At 62.7% G+C, this 16,482-nt stretch carries 17 protein-coding genes; 5 read left to right on the top strand and 12 right to left on the bottom strand.

Translation table 11 applies throughout. From position 1 onward, the window contains the following. Window positions 1-11 precede the first annotated feature (11 nt). From HCN58_RS28290 to HCN58_RS28260, 7 genes are all read right to left on the bottom strand, one after another. On the bottom strand, window positions 12-479 hold the full coding sequence (locus tag HCN58_RS28290; RefSeq protein ID WP_171582632.1) for a GFA family protein: 468 nt from the start codon (window positions 477-479) through the stop codon (window positions 12-14). Between the two features lie 2 nt (window positions 480-481). Next, window positions 482-2,344 (bottom strand): methylmalonyl-CoA mutase subunit beta, encoded by a 1,863-nt coding sequence (locus tag HCN58_RS28285; RefSeq protein ID WP_171582631.1) that lies wholly within the window; start codon window positions 2,342-2,344, stop codon window positions 482-484. A 93-nt stretch (window positions 2,345-2,437) separates the two neighbouring features. After that, window positions 2,438-2,929, bottom strand: coding sequence for a 2-amino-4-hydroxy-6-hydroxymethyldihydropteridine diphosphokinase (folK, locus tag HCN58_RS28280; RefSeq protein WP_171582630.1), 492 nt, complete (start codon window positions 2,927-2,929; stop codon window positions 2,438-2,440). A gap of 1 nt (window position 2,930) precedes the next feature. Next, a complete protein-coding gene (folB, locus tag HCN58_RS28275) occupies window positions 2,931-3,302 on the bottom strand; it encodes a dihydroneopterin aldolase (RefSeq protein ID WP_171582629.1) in 372 nt (123 codons plus the stop codon). Continuing rightward, the gene (gene folP, locus HCN58_RS28270) at window positions 3,299-4,156 is read right to left on the bottom strand and encodes a dihydropteroate synthase (protein ID WP_171582628.1); all 858 of its coding nucleotides are present in this window, start codon (window positions 4,154-4,156) and stop codon (window positions 3,299-3,301) included. Before folP ends, folB begins: the two co-directional genes overlap by 4 nt. A 100-nt stretch (window positions 4,157-4,256) precedes the next feature. Beyond that, a complete protein-coding gene (locus HCN58_RS28265; RefSeq protein ID WP_171582767.1) occupies window positions 4,257-4,664 on the bottom strand; it encodes a DUF4332 domain-containing protein in 408 nt (135 codons plus the stop codon). A gap of 55 nt (window positions 4,665-4,719) precedes the next feature. Beyond that, window positions 4,720-5,085, bottom strand: coding sequence for a DUF2267 domain-containing protein (locus tag HCN58_RS28260; protein WP_171582766.1), 366 nt, complete (start codon window positions 5,083-5,085; stop codon window positions 4,720-4,722). A gap of 326 nt (window positions 5,086-5,411) precedes the next feature. Between HCN58_RS28260 and HCN58_RS28255 the strand changes: the two genes are divergently transcribed. From HCN58_RS28255 to HCN58_RS28245, 3 genes are all read left to right on the top strand, one after another. After that, window positions 5,412-7,040: a helicase HerA-like domain-containing protein gene (locus HCN58_RS28255; protein WP_171582627.1), complete on the top strand. Its 1,629-nt coding sequence runs from the start codon at window positions 5,412-5,414 to the stop codon at window positions 7,038-7,040. Window positions 7,041-7,117: 77 nt separating this feature from the next. Next, window positions 7,118-8,386, top strand: a complete 1,269-nt coding sequence (locus HCN58_RS28250) for a glycosyltransferase family 87 protein (RefSeq protein WP_311966888.1) — start codon at window positions 7,118-7,120, stop codon at window positions 8,384-8,386. Window positions 8,387-8,446: 60 nt separating this feature from the next. Then, the gene (locus tag HCN58_RS28245; protein WP_171582626.1) at window positions 8,447-9,853 is read left to right on the top strand and encodes a M20/M25/M40 family metallo-hydrolase; all 1,407 of its coding nucleotides are present in this window, start codon (window positions 8,447-8,449) and stop codon (window positions 9,851-9,853) included. A gap of 159 nt (window positions 9,854-10,012) precedes the next feature. Here the strand turns inward: HCN58_RS28245 and HCN58_RS28240 are convergent, their stop codons facing one another. The 3 genes from HCN58_RS28240 to HCN58_RS28230 form a co-directional block, all read right to left on the bottom strand. Further along, window positions 10,013-10,996 (bottom strand): NAD-dependent epimerase/dehydratase family protein, encoded by a 984-nt coding sequence (locus HCN58_RS28240; RefSeq protein WP_171582625.1) that lies wholly within the window; start codon window positions 10,994-10,996, stop codon window positions 10,013-10,015. Between the two features lie 31 nt (window positions 10,997-11,027). Then, window positions 11,028-11,807 (bottom strand): class II aldolase/adducin family protein, encoded by a 780-nt coding sequence (locus HCN58_RS28235; protein ID WP_171582624.1) that lies wholly within the window; start codon window positions 11,805-11,807, stop codon window positions 11,028-11,030. Between the two features lie 104 nt (window positions 11,808-11,911). After that, complete coding sequence (locus HCN58_RS28230) at window positions 11,912-13,561, bottom strand: glycosyltransferase family 39 protein (RefSeq protein WP_171582623.1); 1,650 nt, start codon at window positions 13,559-13,561, stop codon at window positions 11,912-11,914. A 343-nt stretch (window positions 13,562-13,904) separates the two neighbouring features. On the opposite strand from HCN58_RS28230, the gene HCN58_RS28225 reads away from it, so the two are divergent. Together HCN58_RS28225 and HCN58_RS28220 are read left to right on the top strand one after the other, a co-directional pair. Beyond that, entirely contained in the window at window positions 13,905-14,783 is an 879-nt protein-coding gene (locus tag HCN58_RS28225; RefSeq protein WP_171582622.1) for a DUF308 domain-containing protein, read from the top strand. A gap of 172 nt (window positions 14,784-14,955) precedes the next feature. Continuing rightward, a complete protein-coding gene (locus HCN58_RS28220) occupies window positions 14,956-15,369 on the top strand; it encodes a Ros/MucR family transcriptional regulator (RefSeq protein ID WP_057854862.1) in 414 nt (137 codons plus the stop codon). Between the two features lie 12 nt (window positions 15,370-15,381). On the opposite strand, the gene HCN58_RS28215 is transcribed toward HCN58_RS28220, so the two are convergent. Both HCN58_RS28215 and HCN58_RS28210 read right to left on the bottom strand, forming a co-directional pair. Next, the gene (locus HCN58_RS28215; protein WP_171582621.1) at window positions 15,382-15,810 is read right to left on the bottom strand and encodes a SufE family protein; all 429 of its coding nucleotides are present in this window, start codon (window positions 15,808-15,810) and stop codon (window positions 15,382-15,384) included. An 83-nt stretch (window positions 15,811-15,893) separates the two neighbouring features. Then, window positions 15,894-16,319, bottom strand: coding sequence for a DUF5330 domain-containing protein (locus tag HCN58_RS28210; protein WP_171582620.1), 426 nt, complete (start codon window positions 16,317-16,319; stop codon window positions 15,894-15,896). Window positions 16,320-16,482: the final 163 nt, after the last annotated feature.

Below are 16,482 nucleotides of genomic sequence, written 5' to 3'. Positions count from 1 at the left end.
GATTGCCTCGCCTAATCATGGTCCGGATGCTGATGGCTGGTGATGGTCGCCATCTTCTCCGGCCCGTAATTCTGCATCGTCGTCTGGCTCGGCAGATTGGCGATGCCGACCACCCAGCCGAGCCGGGATTCGGTTCCATATTGCCGCGTCGGTACCACCCGGTCGGGGCGATCAAACGTGCCGGTCATGATCTCGATCCGGGGGCCGCCGATCCGGCGGAAGCTCAGCGGCGTGCCGCAGGCAGAGCAGAAATCGCGTTCGGCGATGGAAGAGGATTGGAAGGCGGCCGGCTTGCCGCGGGTCCAGGTGAAGTTCTCGTGCTCGATGTCGGCGAACGAGGCAAAGGGCGCGCCGGAGGCCTTCTGGCACATCCGGCAATGGCAGATGCTGATCTTGGCGGGTACCCCCGACACCGCAAAGCGGATGGCGCCGCATTGGCAGCCGCCGGTCAGGACCGTCTTGTGGTTGCTTTCCGTCATGCTCACTCCATCCGCTGCCAGGCCGCCTGCAGCATCGCCAGCGCGTCGCCACCGGCAAAGATGAAATCGCCGATGCCGGCCGAGCGTAGCGCGGCCTCCTGTTCGCCGGGCCGCCCTGCCAGATAGATATGCTTTGCGCCGGCGGCTTGAAGGGCCTTTGCGGCCCCCACCGCGTGTTCCGCATAGACCTTGTCGGACGAGCACAGGCACGCGATTGCCGCACCGGACGCCGTGAATGCGGCGGCGAGTGCTGCAGGATCCGCAAACCCTTGCGTGTCGAGCGCTTCGATGCCGCCGGTCTCGAAGAAGCTCTTGGCAAAGGTGGCGCGGGCGGTGAATGCGGCGGCCGTGCCGAGATTGGCGAGGAAGATCTTTGGCCGCGCGCCCGAGGTCTTGAGCTTTTCGTCCGATTTGTCTCGCAGCGCCTCGAATGGCGCGGCCAGCCGCATCGGCGGGAGCGGGTCGAACTTGAACCTGGCCTCGCCATAGGGCGGCAGCTCGATCGGCTTCGCATCGAGCACCGCAATATCGTCCTCGTGCAAGTTCGGGAATTCACTCGCGCCGGTCAGCACGTTCCTGCGCTTGGCGATATTGGCCTCGCGCGCGGCCCGCGTAGCGGCGACCTTTTTCTGGATCAGGTTCTGTTCGAGCCCGGCGAAGATGCCGCCGGCCTTCTCGATTTCCTGGAATAGCGACCATGCGGCTTCGCAGAGTTGCTTCGTCAATGTTTCGATACCGCCGGAGCCGGCTGCAGGGTCGCTCACCTTGGCGAGGTTGGACTCTTCCAAGAGCACCAATTGCGTGTTGCGCGCCACGCGGCGGGCGAACGGATCGGGCAAGCCCAGCGCCAGCGTGTGCGGCATTACGGTGATGGCGTTGGCGCCGCCGAGACCGGCGGAGAAGGTCGCCATCGTCGCGCGCAGCATGTTTACGTAGGCGTCGCGCTGCGTCAGCATGCGCCACGCGGTATCGGCGGCGATGAACAGCGGCTTGGGGGTCAACTCGCAGGCCTGTTCGATCCGCGCCCACAACAGCCGCAGCGCGCGGAATTTTGCCAGGGTCAGAAACTGGTCGGCGTCAGCGGCGAGCCGCGCGTAGACCATTCCTTGCGCATCTTCGAGCGCGATTCCCGCTTGCTCGATCGCGCGCAGATAGGCGACACCGGAGGCGAGCACGAATGCAAGCTCCTGCGCTTCCGATCCGCCGGCATCGTGGATGACCCGTCCATCGGCGGCCGCGAGCGGGCCCTTGAAGCCCATCGCGGCGAGACCCTTGATGGCGCTCGTGACCGCGGGCACGATTTCGTCCCAGCTATAGGGACTGGAGCCCCACACCGCACAGGACCCGAGCGGGTCGAGACCAAAGCGGATATCGCAGGCCGTGGGATCGAGCCCTTTGCGTTTGATATATTCGGCGACATGAATTGCCGCCATTCGCGACTGCGGCCCGATCTGCAGCTCGATGCCGATACCGGCGTCGAGATAGATCCCCTCGAGAACCTGCGCGACCGCCTCCGCTGAAGGATCCAGGCCAAACCCGTGAGCGCCATTGGCGCCAGCGAATACCAGTGTCAGCCCTGTTGCGCCGTTCTCCAGGTCGTGCAGCGCCTGCGCGTTGGCTGCTTTCGCGTCAGGGTGATCGATCCGCTGCATGATCTGCCAGCCTGCAGCGGCGGCACGGCCGGCGACCGGCGCGGCACCCTGGGCGCGGCGATAGATCGGATCGATTTTCAACCCGTCGGACGTCTTGCTGACCAGTTTCTCGAACGGCGCACCCTTCAGCACCCCGTCGACCAGCTTGCGCCAGTCGTCGTAGGTCGCCTGCGGAAACTCCGCCGCCAATGTCAGCTCGTCAGTCTTGCTCATTCGGCCCATTATTCCCTGGTCGTCTCTCGATTTGGCCGGAAATTGCCACGGGGCGGCCGCCAAGCCAAACGGTTGTTTTGGGTCCTTTCGGGTTCAATCGAGGTCGGGTAACCGCGTAATACCCTCGGTGGACACTTGTGCCAGCGCGTCAGTGATGCGGCGTCCCGCAATGACACGGTCCGGCGCGATCTCGGCCAGCGGGACCAGCACAAAGGCGCGCTCGAACAGCCGGGGATGCGGCAGCGTCAGTTCCGGCTTGTCGAGGCTAACGTCATCATAGGCGATCAGGTCGAGGTCGAGGGTCCGCGGACCCCAGCGTGTTTCATGAGCGCGGTCGCGGCCGAATTTCTTCTCGATCTTGTGCAGCGTGAACAGAAGCGCGTGCGGATCAAGGCTGGTTTCGATCTCGATGCAGGCGTTGGTGAAAAGCGCCTGGTGTTCCTCGCCCCAGGGCGGGGTGATGTAGTCAGAGGAACGCGCGAGCAGCGCGGCCTGGGTCATGCCGCAAATATTGGAGATGGCCTTTTTGAACGTCGCGCGGACGTCGCCGATATTGCCGCCGAGCGCGATCAGGACATCGGCCATGTCAGGGCGATGGCCGCTTGCGCATGAGTACGACGCCGACATCCTCGAATATCTCGGCGATCGGCGCATGCGGCTTGTGGACCGTGATCTTGACGGCATGGACGCGTGGGAACGCCGCGAAGATCGCGTCAGAAACGGCGCCGGCCGCACGCTCCAAAAGCTTGTAATTGGAGTTCGTGAACGCGGCGGTCGCGGTCTCGACAACGCTGGCATAAGACACCGTGTCGGACAGGCGATCAGAATGCGAGGATTCCGACAGGTCGACGGAGAGTTCGAGATCGATCACGAAGCGTTGCCCGACTTTGGTCTCGTGCTCCATCACGCCGTGACGGGCATGGATGACGACGCCGGTGATGAAGATCGTATCGCTCATTGCCGTTCCCTGATTGCCGCCGCCACCCGCAGCGCCTGTACGGTTTCGGCGACGTCATGGGCGCGAATGATCCGCGCCCCATTTTGGGCCGCCAACAGATGCGCAGCAATCGAGCCGCCGAGGCGCTGATGCGGCTCCGAGGGCGTCACCGTGCTGATGAAACGCTTGCGTGAGGCGCCGATCAATAGCGGCAGCCCGAACGACTGCAACTCGGTTAGCCGGGCCAGCGCGGTCATGCTTTGCTCGGGGGTCTTGCCGAAGCCGATGCCGGGGTCGAGCACGATCCTGTCGGATGAAATTCCGGCCTTTGCGGCGGTGTCGAGCGAACGCGCAAAGAAAGCGGCGATATCCTGCATGATGTCGATCGCAGGATCGGCGCGCTCGCGGTTGTGCATCACGATGATGGGCACGCCACGCTCCGCGACCAGCCCGGCCATGCCGGAATCGCGCTGCAGGCCCCAGACATCGTTGGCGATGGCGGCGCCCTGATCGAGCGCCCAGGCGACGACGGCCGATTTCATGCTGTCGATCGAGACCGGAATGCCGAGCGCGACGACATCGGGCAGTACCGGCTGCAGGCGTTTCAATTCTTCTTCCGCCGAGATCGGCTCCGATCCGTAGGGCCGGGTAGATTCCGCGCCGATGTCGATGATGTCGGCACCCTCAGCGAGCATCCGCCGGGCCTGCGCCAGCGCGCGCTCGGGGGCGGCGAATTGCCCGCCGTCCGAGAAGGAATCGGGCGTCACATTCAGCACGCCCATCACCGCCGGATAGGGCCTGGACAGCAGCGCGGGCAGCACCGGATGACCGGCCGGACCGGTTGCGGCGGTTGGTCTGGACTTGGCTGCGATCATGCGGTCGCTTTGCGCGGTCCGCGCCGGGGAGTCAAGGCATGATAGCCAGCCTCGCGGCCGGCCTGACCGGCTTCAGCAGCTGATCTTCAATAGTTGATCGTCAATAGCTTATCTTGGGCGGAAGCTTGCGCGCCTGCTCGATCAGTTGCTCGACCGATCGCTCCGAGGGCAGAACGCGGACCAGTTTGCGTTTTGTATTCACGTCTTTCATGTTCTGAGCCAGCCGCGCCGGATTGCGGAGTGCGAGTTCACGCACCGTTGTGACGCCGGCTGCGCGCACCAGTCCTACCTTGGCCTTGCCCATCCCGGGAATTCGCATGTAGTCAGAAAAATTGGCCCATTCGAGCAGTTGCTGCTCGCTGATGCCGGTCTTCGCCGCAAGCGCCTTGCGCCCTTTCACCGTGCGTGCTGCCTCCAGCAGCGCATCCGTGGTGCGAATGCCCAATGATTTAAGCTTCGAGGCAGAGTAGGCGGTCAGGCCTTCGATCTCGGAAAGGGGATAAGTCATGATACCAGATGAAAAAAGAATGTGCCCGGGCCGAATGTGCTCACCGACATGCGCTTTATGCGAACTGGCTGAGGCCCGGCGTCCCTGAAATGATTTCGCCCATTTGCTCCGCTCCGATTTTGTCGCGTCCGAACCTGAATAGTTCACGCGCCACGTTTTGAATCTCGGTCATGCCCAGGCCAAGCGCCATCAACCTGGTGCCGACCGCCATCAAGCCTCCGCCCATCAGCCTCGCGAAGCCGCCATTGCTGCTGGAAGCCGCAATCGCAGCTTCGGCACCCGGAATTTGGTCGATCAGGGCCTGAACCTTGTCGGAGGGTCCCTCGTTACGGAGAAAGCCCAGAACGATGCCGATGGTTTTTTCAGCCACAGCACTATCGATGCCGGCCTTGGAGGCCAGCCGCCCTACCAGTTCGTCCATATTTGCCCCGTCCCCAACCGGTTTTACCGGGTCGTTCGCTTGTGAATTGATCTTGAGCGCCTGCGATTTGAAATACAAGCGATCCGCGCGTGCGAAGGCCTAGATCGAGTCGCGAGTGTTGCAGCAATGCAAGAGTGAATGCCGGATTCACGCTGACTTGTTGCGCTGCGCTCTCGATTTTTCTGCCGAAGGTCGGAAAAAGGGATCAGAAGCGCGAACGATGAGGCGAGCGAACGCTCACGTATACGCCCGCCGACGGTTTCAATCGGCGGGCAGGATGCGATATGATTGGCACCAAATCCCCCGATGCGCGAAGAGGCGATGCGATGGCGATCCCAGATAACAAGACAGCCGATACCGACGAGAAAATTTTCATCGGAAAGAGCGAACAGACGGCTTGGCTGACGCTTGCGCTTGCCAATCGACATGGCCTCGTCACCGGAGCGACCGGCACCGGCAAGACCGTGTCGCTGCAGGTGATGGCGGAGGGCTTTGCCCGCGCCGGTGTTCCCGTGTTCGCGGCCGATATCAAGGGCGATCTGTCTGGAATTTCGGAGATCGGCGAGGCCAAGGATTTTATCCTCAAGCGCGCTGGCGAGATGGGTCTCAATTTTCAGCCCGACCAGTTCTCGACCGTGTTTTGGGATGTGTTCGGCGAGCAGGGACACCCGGTCCGCGCCACGGTCACGGAAATGGGACCGCTTTTGCTATCGCGAATGCTGGATCTGAACGACGTGCAGGAAGGCGTTCTCAATGTCGCATTCCGCGTGGCGGATGAAAATGGCCTGACGCTGATCGACATGAAGGATCTGCGATCGCTGCTGGATGCGATCGCGCCAGCCGGCGGCAAAAAGGGGCCAGATGCCGAGGAGGATGAGCTGGCCGAAATCCGAAAGGCCGCGCAGAGTTACGGCAATGTCAGCAAGGCGACGATCGGGACCATTCAGCGCCAGCTCCTAGTGCTGGAGAACCAGGGCGGCACTAAATTCTTCGGCGAGCCAGCGCTTCTGCTAAAAGACTTCATGAAGACCGACAGTGAGGGCCGGGGAATGGTCAACATCCTTGTCGCCGACAGGCTGATGCAGAACCCGAGGCTCTACGCGACGTTTCTGTTGTGGATGCTATCGGAGCTGTTCGAAGAACTGCCGGAAGCCGGCGACCTGCCGAAGCCAAAACTGGTGTTCTTCTTCGACGAAGCGCATCTGTTATTCAACGACGCGCCGAAGGCGCTCCTGGACAAGATCGAGCAGGTGGTCCGGCTGATCCGCTCCAAGGGCGTCGGCGTCTATTTCGTCACGCAAAATCCAATCGATGTGCCGGACAAGGTGCTGGCCCAGTTGGGCAACCGCGTGCAGCACGCGCTGCGCGCCTTCACACCACGCGACCAGAAGGCGGTAAACGCGGCGGCGCAGACGTTCCGGCCCAATCCCAAGCTCGATACCGCCCGCGTCATCATGGAGCTCGGCAAGGGTGAGGCACTGGTCTCGTTCCTCGAAGGCGGCGGAACGCCGAGCATGGTCGAGCGCGTCATGATCCGGCCGCCGACGGCGCGGATCGGGCCGATCACGCCGGAAGAGCGCAAGGCGATCATGGGCAAGAGCCCGGTCAAAGGCAAATACGACACCGCGGTCGACGCCGAATCCGCCTATGAGATGCTGCAGAAGCGCGTCGCCGGAACGGCGGCGGCTGCGGATGGCCACGATGGTGGCGCTGGCGGCGGTGGCGGAATTCTCGGCCAGATCGGCTCGATCGTCGGCACGATCTTCGGCACCAACGTGAAGCGCGGCAGGCTGACGACGGGGCAGGTGATTGCACGAGACGTTACGCGGTCCGTCACCAACAAGGTGGTCGGCGGCATCGTAGCCGATCTCGGCAAATCGGTCGGCGGATCGCTCGGCGGTTCAGTTGGGCGCGCGCTGGTGCGCGGTGCGCTCGGCGGCTTGCTGCGGCGATAGGACTTTTTCGAGCGAAGCGGCAGTCGGTTAGCGTCAAGAGCTGCGACGTAATCTCCCTCTGAATCCGGAACGAGCGTGTGCTGAGATATCCGTCGCTACGAAGGCCGCTCGATGTCCTGTTTGTGGTCTGTTGCATCGCATTGACCGCCGATGTCCTCGTCCCGGAAATCTGGGGCGGCGGTAAGACCAAGGACTATCCGCTCTGGTTCTGGGCGGGGCAGCAGGTGCTGCAGGGCAGGAATCTCTTTCCTGACGACCCCGCCACCTATTTCGAATTCATCTATCCGCCGCTGTCGGCGGTGCTGCTCGCGATCCCGAGCTGGTTCGGCAAGATCCCGCTTTATCTCTGCCTGTCGTTTCTCAACATCGTCGCGTGGTGGATGACGGCGCAGTTCTCGCACGCGATGGCGGGGTCGGGGCGGAAGCCGGGGCCCTGGCTGGAAGCGCTGCCGGGCTTTGTCACCGTTACCTTCGTGTTCGACATGTTCGACCTCGGCCAGCCCAACCTCGTGCTGCTGGCGCTGATGCTCTATGGGTTCTGGCTGTTGCGGGACCACCGCGGCTGGATGGCAGGGAGTATGTTTGCGCTCGCCACCGCCATCAAGGTGTTTCCGGTGGCGGTGTTGCCTTATCTGGTGTGGCGAAGACATTGGGCGGCAGCCGCGAGCATGCTGGTGTTCATCGGCGTATTCCTGTTCGTGCTGCCGGCGCCGTTTCGCGGCTTCCAGCACAATTTCACGGAGCTCAAGACCTGGTACCAAGGCATGGTGGGGTCGAGTTCCGAGAAGGGGTTCGGACAGCGCGACGAGCAGAACTGGTCGTGGGTCAACCAGTCGATCATCGCGGTGACGCACCGGCTGACGCGGCCGATCAACTACAACCAGGACAACCCCGCCAAGCCCGTGCGCACAATGAACATCATCGACGTCGATTTCAGGACGGCGAACTGGATCGTGGTGGCCATCTCGCTTGCGATCGGGCTCGGTTATCTCGCGGTGATGCCGCCGGCGTCCCGCCGTACGGAACGTTCGGATGCCGAAGAGATCGGCATCCTGTTCTGCCTGATCACGGCGGCTTCGCCGCTGGCCCGCCAGTACTACTTCCTGTGGCTGTTCTTTCCGATCACTGTTTTGGTCCACCGCGCCGCTTACGATGCGCGCGCGGCGGTCAGAACCGGGATATGGACGTTACTTGCCATCGCGGGCGGCTTGCTGTGCCTGTCGCTGCCGCTGTTTCCGGTTGATCTGCAGGCCTATGGCAACAATCTCGCTGCCACCGTCCTGCTCGCGGCGGGGCTGGTCTGGCACATATTGCGGCCGCCTGCCAAAGACGTTGCCTTGCCTTAGGCTACGGGCAAGCTACAACTCGATGCCAACAGCAAGGCCTACAGCCAAGGATAATCAGCCATGTCCAACGCCAAGATCCAGCCGGTCCTCGATCACATCGACGCCGATTTCGACAACAGCCTCGAACGGCTGTTTGCGCTGTTGCGGATCAAGTCGATCTCGGCCGATCCGGCTTTTGTCGGCGATTGCAAGGCGGCTGCCGATCATTTGGCGAAGGATATTGCGACGCTCGGCTTCAAGGCCGAGGTGAGGCCGACGGCGGGGCATCCCGCGATCGTCGCCAAAGCGAACGGCAGCACCGATGGCCGGCCGCACGTTCTGTTCTACGGGCATTACGATGTGCAGCCTGTCGATCCACTCAATCTGTGGCACCGGCCGCCGTTCGAGCCCGTCGTCACCGACCATGCCGATGGCCGCAAGATCATCGTCGCGCGCGGTGCGGAGGATGACAAGGGCCAGTTGATGACTTTCCTCGAAGCCTGTCGCGCCTGGAAGAAGGTCACAGGCTCGCTGCCGGTCGACGTCACCATCATCATCGAGGGTGAAGAGGAAATCGGATCGAAAAACTTCGTGCCGTTCCTGGAAGCGAACAAGGCCGACCTTGCCGCCGATTTCGCGCTGGTCTGCGACACCGGCATGTGGGACCAGAACACGCCGGCGATCACGACTTCGCTGCGCGGGCTCGTCTATGACGAGGTCAAGATCAAGGCCGCCAATCGCGACCTGCATTCCGGCATCTTTGGCGGCGGCGCACGCAACCCGATCCGGGTGCTGACTAACATTCTCGGCGGCCTGCATGACGAGAATGGCCACATCACCATTCCCGGATTCTACGATGGCGTGAAGGACTTGCCGCCGGACATCCTGGCGCAGTGGAAGAATCTCAACCTCACGCCGGAATCGTTCCTGAAGCCGATTGGCCTCTCCATTCCGGCCGGTGAGAAGGATCGCCTGCTGATCGAGCAGGTTTCCTCGCGCCCGACCTGCGACATCAACGGCATCATCGGCGGCTACACGGGCGAGGGCTCCAAGACCGTCATTCCGGCGGAAGCTTCCGCAAAAGTTTCGTTCCGCCTCGTGGAGGGGCAGAACCCGGAAAAGATCCGCAACGCCTTCCGCGACTATGTCCGTGCGCGCGTGCCCGCCGATTGCAAGGCCGAATTCACCGACCATTCCAACGCGCCGGCGATTGCGCTCGACTGGAACATGAAGCCGCTGGCGGCGGCCAAGCGCGCGTTGACGGACGAGTGGGGCAAGGAAGCGCTCCTGATCGGCTCGGGCGCCTCGATCCCAATCGTGGCGGACTTCAAGCGCACGCTCGGCCTCGACAGCGTGCTGGTCGGCTTCGGCCTCGACGACGACAACATCCATTCGCCGAACGAGAAGTACGATCTCAAGAGCTACCACAAGGGCATCCGCTCCTGGGCAAGGATATTGGGAGCGTTCGCGGAGGCGAAGGATGTGTAGGATGGGTAGAGCGTTCCGCTCTACCCATCCTACGAAGCACCCACCAAATAAAAACGCCGTCCGGGATTGGACGGCGTTTTGATTCCGAACGTGTAGAGGGTGTGTAGCTGGGAGTTTAGCGCATCCGCGCTGCCTGTCCACCGGATATCTCTCGCGCGCTCACTCCACCGGGTAGGGCCCCTCGCGAAAGACCCGGTCGTGATAGCCCTTGCTGCCAACCTCGCGCGCGAGGGCACTGCGGATATCCCCGCCGGCTCGCAGCCGCGCGACCAGCGCGCGGAAATCATGGCGCGGCTGCCAGCCGAGTTCGGCTCGGGCGCGGTCGTTGACGTAGACGCGATCGATGCGTGGAATCATCGTCCAGCCGCGGCGCGCAAATTCGGCATAAAACTCCGGCACGTAACGGCGCACCAGACGGGGCGCGTCGTTGCGCAGTTCCACCGCGTCGTGACGCGAAAATGGCGTGGTGGCGCTGATGATGTATTTGGCGAAACCGGTCGATGGCGCGCGATCGGCGGCCAGCAGGTGCGCGTTGACCACGTCTTCGATATCGACGCGGCGATACAGGAACTCGTTGGTCTTGATGTTGGCGTCGGTGTAGGCCTCGCGTGTCGCGCGATTGTCATCCTCTTCGGGAAAGAAGCGCGAGGTGCGCAGCACGATGGTGCGAAGCGAGTGATTGCGCGCAAACAGCTGGCACAGATCCTCCGCGGCCGCCTTGGTGACGCCATAGATGTTCTTGGGCACCGCCGCGACGTCTTCGGTTATCCAAGCCGCCGGCTCGCCCGGCGGCGGCACCAGCGCATCGCCGAAGACGCTCGTAGTGCTGGTGTAGACAAATGCCGTGACGCCAACTGCGGCAGCTTCTTCGAGCAAATTCAGCGTGCCGGTGATATTGACGTCGACGAAGTCCTGACGGCGGTGGGTAGCCACATGCGGCTTGTGCAGTGTCGCGGCGTGCAGCACGGTCTTGACGCCCTTCATGCAACGACGCACTAAAGTGCGGTCGGTGATCGAGCCTATTTGGTGGGTGAACGCGCCAGGCAGAATATCGATGCCAAGGACCTCGCGCCGCTGCGCCTGCAACGTACGCATCAGCGCCTCGCCCAAATGGCCGGAGCTGCCGGTCACCAGTACGGTCACGCCGCCAGAACCTTTCGAGTGCTCGCCGGGTTCAAGTCTTGTAGCTCGGATCGATCCGATCGAGCTTGCGCAAGAGCGGCGGCCATACCAGCTCGGTCGAGCGCCGTTCCGCGAAATCGGCATTGGCGAACAACCGCTCGTTCTTATCGATCACGGCCTGCTCGATCGGATAGGCGGTCGGGCCCAGCATGCGCGTGCGCACCTGCATCGTGCAGGCCCGCTCCAGATGGTACATGCGCTCGAAGGCGGAGGCGACCGAACGGCCGACCGTCAGCGTGCCATGATTGCGCAGCAGCATGTGGTTCTTGTTGCCGAGATCCTTCTGCAGCCGCGGGCGTTCGTCGTGGTCCAGCGCCACGCCCTCGTAATCGTGGTAGGCGAGGTCGTGGGTAACGAACTGCGCGGTCTGGTTCATCGGTAACAGGCCCTCCATGCAGCTCGCCACCGCCGTTCCGTCGGGCGTGTGCAGATGGAGCACGCAGCCGGCGTCCTCGCGCACCTCGTGGATCGCCGAATGGATGGTGAAGCCCGCCGGGTTGATGCTGTACTCGCTCTCGCTGAGCTGGTTACCGTGAAGATCGACCTTCACCACGCTCGACGCCGTGATTTCCTCGAACATCAGCCCGTAGGGGTTGATCAGGAAGTGATGATCGGGGCCGGGCACGCGCGCCGAGATGTGGGTGTCGACCAGGTCGTCCCAGCCATAGAGCGCGACGAGGCGATAGCAGGCGGCGAGATTGACGCGCTGGTTCCACTCGTCGTCGGTCATGCCGGATGGAACTTGTTTCAGGCGAGCTTCGGCTGGCGACATGGCGTGCTCTCTCCCGTGAATTGTCGATTTCGAGGGCGAGCCTAGCTCTGTGCCGGACGGTCAGCAAGGCAGGCAGCACGGGTAGCAGTTATGCCCTTGCGGACTTAAGGCGCCGGAATGGCCAAGAGCGTCGAGATGGCGCGGCCGCGGATGTCGTAGACGCGCGCGAACACGACATCGTCCCGCTTGATTTCCACCATGACCGGCGCGGTGAGGCCCTTGCAGTAGAACTCGCCCAACGTCATCGCGAAATCGGCGGACTGGCTGTCCCAGCCGATCGTGAAGTCGGGACCGAGCGCCACCTGCGCCGGGCGCTGCGGGCCGCACACCGCGACCTTCCATTTGCGCCCCTGCGGCGGCGATTCCTGGCGCTCGACGAGCTCTTCACGCAGTCCGTCGGATGCCTGCTTCAGCGCCAGCCCCCAATAATCCAGCATGAACAGACTGTCGGCGCTGCGAACGGTGCCGGCGATGTGGTTAAAGTGAGTGTACTCGTAAGGGTGCAGGCGGATCATCTCGCTGAGCGGCAACAGCAGGCCGAACGCGAACACCGCCAGCGCGGCTGGTTGCCAGCGCCGGTGATTGTTCTTCAGCCAGTTCATGCCCCAGGCGAACGATACGCCGGCGAGCACGGCCATCGGCGGAATGACGAAAACGAAATGCCGAATGCCGTTGTAGAGCGCCGGCCGCTTCACCATCGCGATCAACAGCGGCAGGCTGGCCGCCAGCGTTAGCATCAGGAAGATGGTCTTGCGGCGGGCTGACACGTCCACGCGCGACAGCGACATGAAACTGCCGACGACGCCGGCGAGCAGAAGTGCGAGTAATATCTCGGGAAGCTGCAGCGCGAACAGCGTCGGGAGGTAGGACCAGGGCATGTCCGGTACCGATACCAGCGCCCCGTCAAACATTTCCTTCCACGGCTTTTCGAAGAAATGCGAGAAATAGGTCAGCGCCTTGAAGGGATGGTCCGGCTCCATGATCGACCACGGCCACACCAGGCCCATGATCAGGTATCCGAGCACGAGGCCTGGCAGCAGTACGTACAGGACATGGGCGAAGCGGCGGATCGCCTCGCGCGATCCTTGGCTACGAACTTCCTCGATCAACAGCGGGACGAAGCCCACAATCGCATAGACCAGCGCCAGCCCGCCGAGAATCCGGCAGCCGATCGAGAGGCCGGCGCCGAGCCCTACGATCAGGATGGTTCGCGGTGAGGGCGCGGGATACTCCTCGGCCAGGCGCACCAGACCCAGGATCAGGATCACCATCGCGACGGCAAACGGCGCGTCTTTCGGGTTCATGAACATGTGCCCGTAGAAGGTCGGGCACAGCGCCAGCAGCAATAGCGTCGCGAGCCCGGCAAGCGGGCCGCCGACGCGCCGTGCCAGCCGCCAGGTCACGGCAAGGCCGATCAGGCCGACGACGGCGCCGAGCAGGCGGCGCGTTTCGAACAATTCGAGCGGGATTATCTTGTGCAGCAGGGCCGCCGCCATGTCGAAGCCGCCGCCATACATATAAAGATTGGCGAACGACAGCGCGCCGGTGTCCTTGAAGCCGGAACCGTACATCCGCAGCAGCAGATCGGCATATTCGGCGTGCGTGTAGTCGTCCCAGCCCAGCCCATAATCGCGGAAGGTCAGGCCCGCGACGAGGGCGACCACGGCCAGCACGAAGATGGCAAGGTCGTCACAGGTCCGCTCCACCGAGCGCCGCAATGGCGTATCGAGAGCAGAAGTCGTGATGGATGACATGGCGATTGGTAACCCAGAGTCCCCTATGGCCCAGCTTGGATATTCTTGAGCCTCATTCCCCGGGTACCCATATAGCTCAGTTCCATTTCCAAGTAATTGGGAATTGTGGCTTAAATCCCTGATGCAATGCAACAAAAGGGCAGTAATTGGTAGGCGGTAAAACTACGGGCGCCGGGGTGAACGGCACCTGAATGGCACGAAACACTCGCAACGGGATTCCTGCAACCGAACAACGCCATGCGGAACCCTGTGTGCAATTCGCGGGTGGCGATGCGCACAATATGACGGTATCGTGGCGTTGGGCGGCTTGCGAGCCTTCGGGCGCGGCTGAGGGGTTAGTTCAATGATGGTTGTCATGTTGGTCGCCGCGATCGGCCTCGTTTTGGCGGGGCTGTTGGCGATCGGCTTCGGGATCCCGATCAAAGAATTCAGTACCGGCAACACGCTGATCATCGCCGGCGTGATCGGCGTCTGCACCGGCGCGATCATGCTCGCGCTCTGGATAGCGGTCCGGGAGCTGAAGAACGTTGCACGCCGGCTCGGCGCTGGCGTGCCTGAAACGGGCGGTGAGGCCGTGGTGCTTCCTGTCGCGACGGGGGATTCTGCTCCCTTCGGCGGCGGTTTCCCGGCCGCCAATCAGCCCGCTGGTCCCGGATCATTCTCTCCAGCGGCACCGCCGCCTTTCTCACCAGCGGCGCCGCCGCCTTGGCAGAATGAGGTTGTCTTGCGGGATCATCCGATACCGGAACCGACACACCCCGAACCCGCAGCGTCGGCTCCGAAACCGAAGCGCAATTTGCTGTTTTCCTCGACGTCGCGAAGAGAACGCGAGCGAGCGCAGGCGCGGTCCAGCGAGCCGTTGCCGCCGGATCTGTTGTCATCTGAGCTTCGCCCCAATCCGCCCATCGTGCCGCCAGTTGAACCGGCCGAACCCGCGTCGGCATCATTCGAAGATACCTGGCCGAAGGCGGAAGGGGCAAAGCCGGCTGAGACGCCGCTGCAGCGGCGCGGCGGCCGCACGTCTCCGCCGTTTGCCGAGACCAATGGCGGGCCGGTGCGCACGGAGGATCAGCCGGCGGTGACGGTGTTGAAGTCCGGCGTCGTCGACGGCATGGCCTATTCGCTCTATTCCGACGGTTCGATTGAGGCCCAGATGCCGGAGGGAATGATGCGCTTCGCGTCGATTGACGAACTACGCGCGCATCTCAATCAGCGGCCCTGACCTGGCAATACTTGCCGGAACATGACTGTTAGAAATAAAACAGCGCCGTTCTTGTCAATTTCCCGGCACTTCGTTCATATGAGCCAAGTTGTACAGCATTCCGCCGATGTATAGGCGCGGTTGGATATTGTCCGAATCGTACAGATGTATCGTGATCCCAGAAGGTTGAGCCATGACCGATTCCGCCGGCAAAACGCCCGTCGAACTGACCGCCAACATCGTTTCGGCCTATCTCAGCAACAATCCGACCCAAGCCTCGGAAATCCCGAACCTGATCAGCCAGGTCCATGCCGCGCTGATGCGGGTGTCGAGCGGCCGCCCCGAGACGCCGCTCGAGCCGGCCAAGCCGGCGGTATCGGTGAAGAAATCGATGACACCGGAATATCTGGTCTGCCTGGAGGACGGCAAGCGCTTCAAGTCGCTGAAGCGCCATCTGCGCACGCAGTACAACATGACGCCGGAGCAATACCGCGACAAATGGGGCCTGCCGCCGGATTATCCCATGGTGGCACCGAATTACGCAGTGGCGCGTTCGCAACTCGCCAAGAAGATGGGGCTCGGCCAGCAGGCGCGGAAACGGAAATAGCTTCGCGAGACGTCAGGAAGCCGCGGCGAGCGCCTCGCGCGCATCCGAGCGGATGCGCTCGACCATGGAGCGCAGGCCGTTGGAACGCTGCGGCGTCAGGTGCTCGCGAAATCCGAATTCGTCGAACACGGCCAGCGCGTCCGTTGCCAGGATCTGTCGCGGCGTGCGGCCGGAATACAGCGTGAGCAGGATCGCGATCAGCCCCCGCACGATGTGGGCGTCGCTATCTCCCAAATACTTCAGCCGCGGTTCGCCGTTGCCGCTGCGGTCGATCTGCCTGGAAAGCCAGACCTGGCTGACGCAGCCATTGACCTTGTTCTCGGCGGAATGCTCGGCCTCCGGCATCGGATCAAGCGTGCGGCCGAGTTCGATGACGTACCGGTAGCGGTCGTCCCATTCCTCCAGCAGCTCGAAATTGTCCCTGATTTCGTCGATCGTCATCGTGGCCCGCGTCCGTTTCCTTAAGGCCTTATATAGGATGCGGGCGGACCGAAAGCGACGGAAATGGAACGGGTTCCGCGGCCTTATTTTGAGGCCAATGGCGTTCGCGGCAGGCGCCATTCGATCGCCACATCGTCCTCTGTCAGTGCGTCAGTGGGCGAGGAGTTCACGATGATGGCCTCGGGCTCGGTGCCGATCGAGCTGGTATGGTCGGGCTTCTTGTCGGGGACGGCGGGAGGATCGGGCTTCTTGTCGGTGATGATCTTGTACAACTGGCGGGCGCCGTCCTGGGCGCGCTGGCCGAGCGCGGTTGCGGCTTGGCCGCCGACCTCGCAAGCCGCCGGCTGGCGCTTGCAGAACTGGCCCATGTCGGAGACGGCGGCGGTCGCAGCCGATACGGCTTCGGACGCGCCGATCTGCGGCGCCTTGTCCGATTCAGGCGTCTTTTCCCTGGGCAACAGCACGAGCACGAGCCCGAGCCAGAATGCCATGCGAAGCAGAAAAAACATCTCGCGACCCCGGTCGTCTCTTTATGGTTGTGTTGCGGTTAAGTCCGCTGGCTTTGTTTCTGATTAACAGCTGTCGATAAATCGCAAGTGTTTGCATTGAGGTAAAATCGCCGAAAATTTTCGGAAAACCGTAAGGATTCGATTCGCCGTAAATTTTCGATTA

It is taken from the genome of Bradyrhizobium australiense (genome assembly GCF_013114825.1).
GTDB lineage: Bacteria > Pseudomonadota > Alphaproteobacteria > Rhizobiales > Xanthobacteraceae > Bradyrhizobium > Bradyrhizobium australiense.
Note: the sequence above shows the minus strand (reverse complement) of the source record. Positions and strands in the feature narration are given on the sequence as shown.

Bases quoted from the DNA above. Each gene is read 5' to 3' on its own strand.
- HCN58_RS28215 (WP_171582621.1), bottom strand. From the start codon at position 15,810: ATGACGATCGACGAAATCAGGGACAATTTCGAGCTGCTGGAGGAATGG.
- HCN58_RS28285 (WP_171582631.1), bottom strand. From the start codon at position 2,344: ATGAGCAAGACTGACGAGCTGACATTGGCGGCGGAGTTTCCGCAGGCG.
- HCN58_RS28260 (WP_171582766.1), bottom strand. From the start codon at position 5,085: ATGGACGAACTGGTAGGGCGGCTGGCCTCCAAGGCCGGCATCGATAGT.
- folB (WP_171582629.1), bottom strand. From the start codon at position 3,302: ATGAGCGATACGATCTTCATCACCGGCGTCGTCATCCATGCCCGTCAC.
- HCN58_RS28245 (WP_171582626.1), top strand. From the start codon at position 8,447: ATGTCCAACGCCAAGATCCAGCCGGTCCTCGATCACATCGACGCCGAT.
- HCN58_RS28225 (WP_171582622.1), top strand. From the start codon at position 13,905: ATGATGGTTGTCATGTTGGTCGCCGCGATCGGCCTCGTTTTGGCGGGG.
- HCN58_RS28290 (WP_171582632.1), bottom strand. From the start codon at position 479: ATGACGGAAAGCAACCACAAGACGGTCCTGACCGGCGGCTGCCAATGC.
- folK (WP_171582630.1), bottom strand. From the start codon at position 2,929: ATGGCCGATGTCCTGATCGCGCTCGGCGGCAATATCGGCGACGTCCGC.
- HCN58_RS28230 (WP_171582623.1), bottom strand. From the start codon at position 13,561: ATGTCATCCATCACGACTTCTGCTCTCGATACGCCATTGCGGCGCTCG.
- folP (WP_171582628.1), bottom strand. From the start codon at position 4,156: ATGATCGCAGCCAAGTCCAGACCAACCGCCGCAACCGGTCCGGCCGGT.
- HCN58_RS28210 (WP_171582620.1), bottom strand. From the start codon at position 16,319: ATGTTTTTTCTGCTTCGCATGGCATTCTGGCTCGGGCTCGTGCTCGTG.
- HCN58_RS28265 (WP_171582767.1), bottom strand. From the start codon at position 4,664: ATGACTTATCCCCTTTCCGAGATCGAAGGCCTGACCGCCTACTCTGCC.
- HCN58_RS28220 (WP_057854862.1), top strand. From the start codon at position 14,956: ATGACCGATTCCGCCGGCAAAACGCCCGTCGAACTGACCGCCAACATC.
- HCN58_RS28235 (WP_171582624.1), bottom strand. From the start codon at position 11,807: ATGTCGCCAGCCGAAGCTCGCCTGAAACAAGTTCCATCCGGCATGACC.
- HCN58_RS28255 (WP_171582627.1), top strand. From the start codon at position 5,412: ATGGCGATCCCAGATAACAAGACAGCCGATACCGACGAGAAAATTTTC.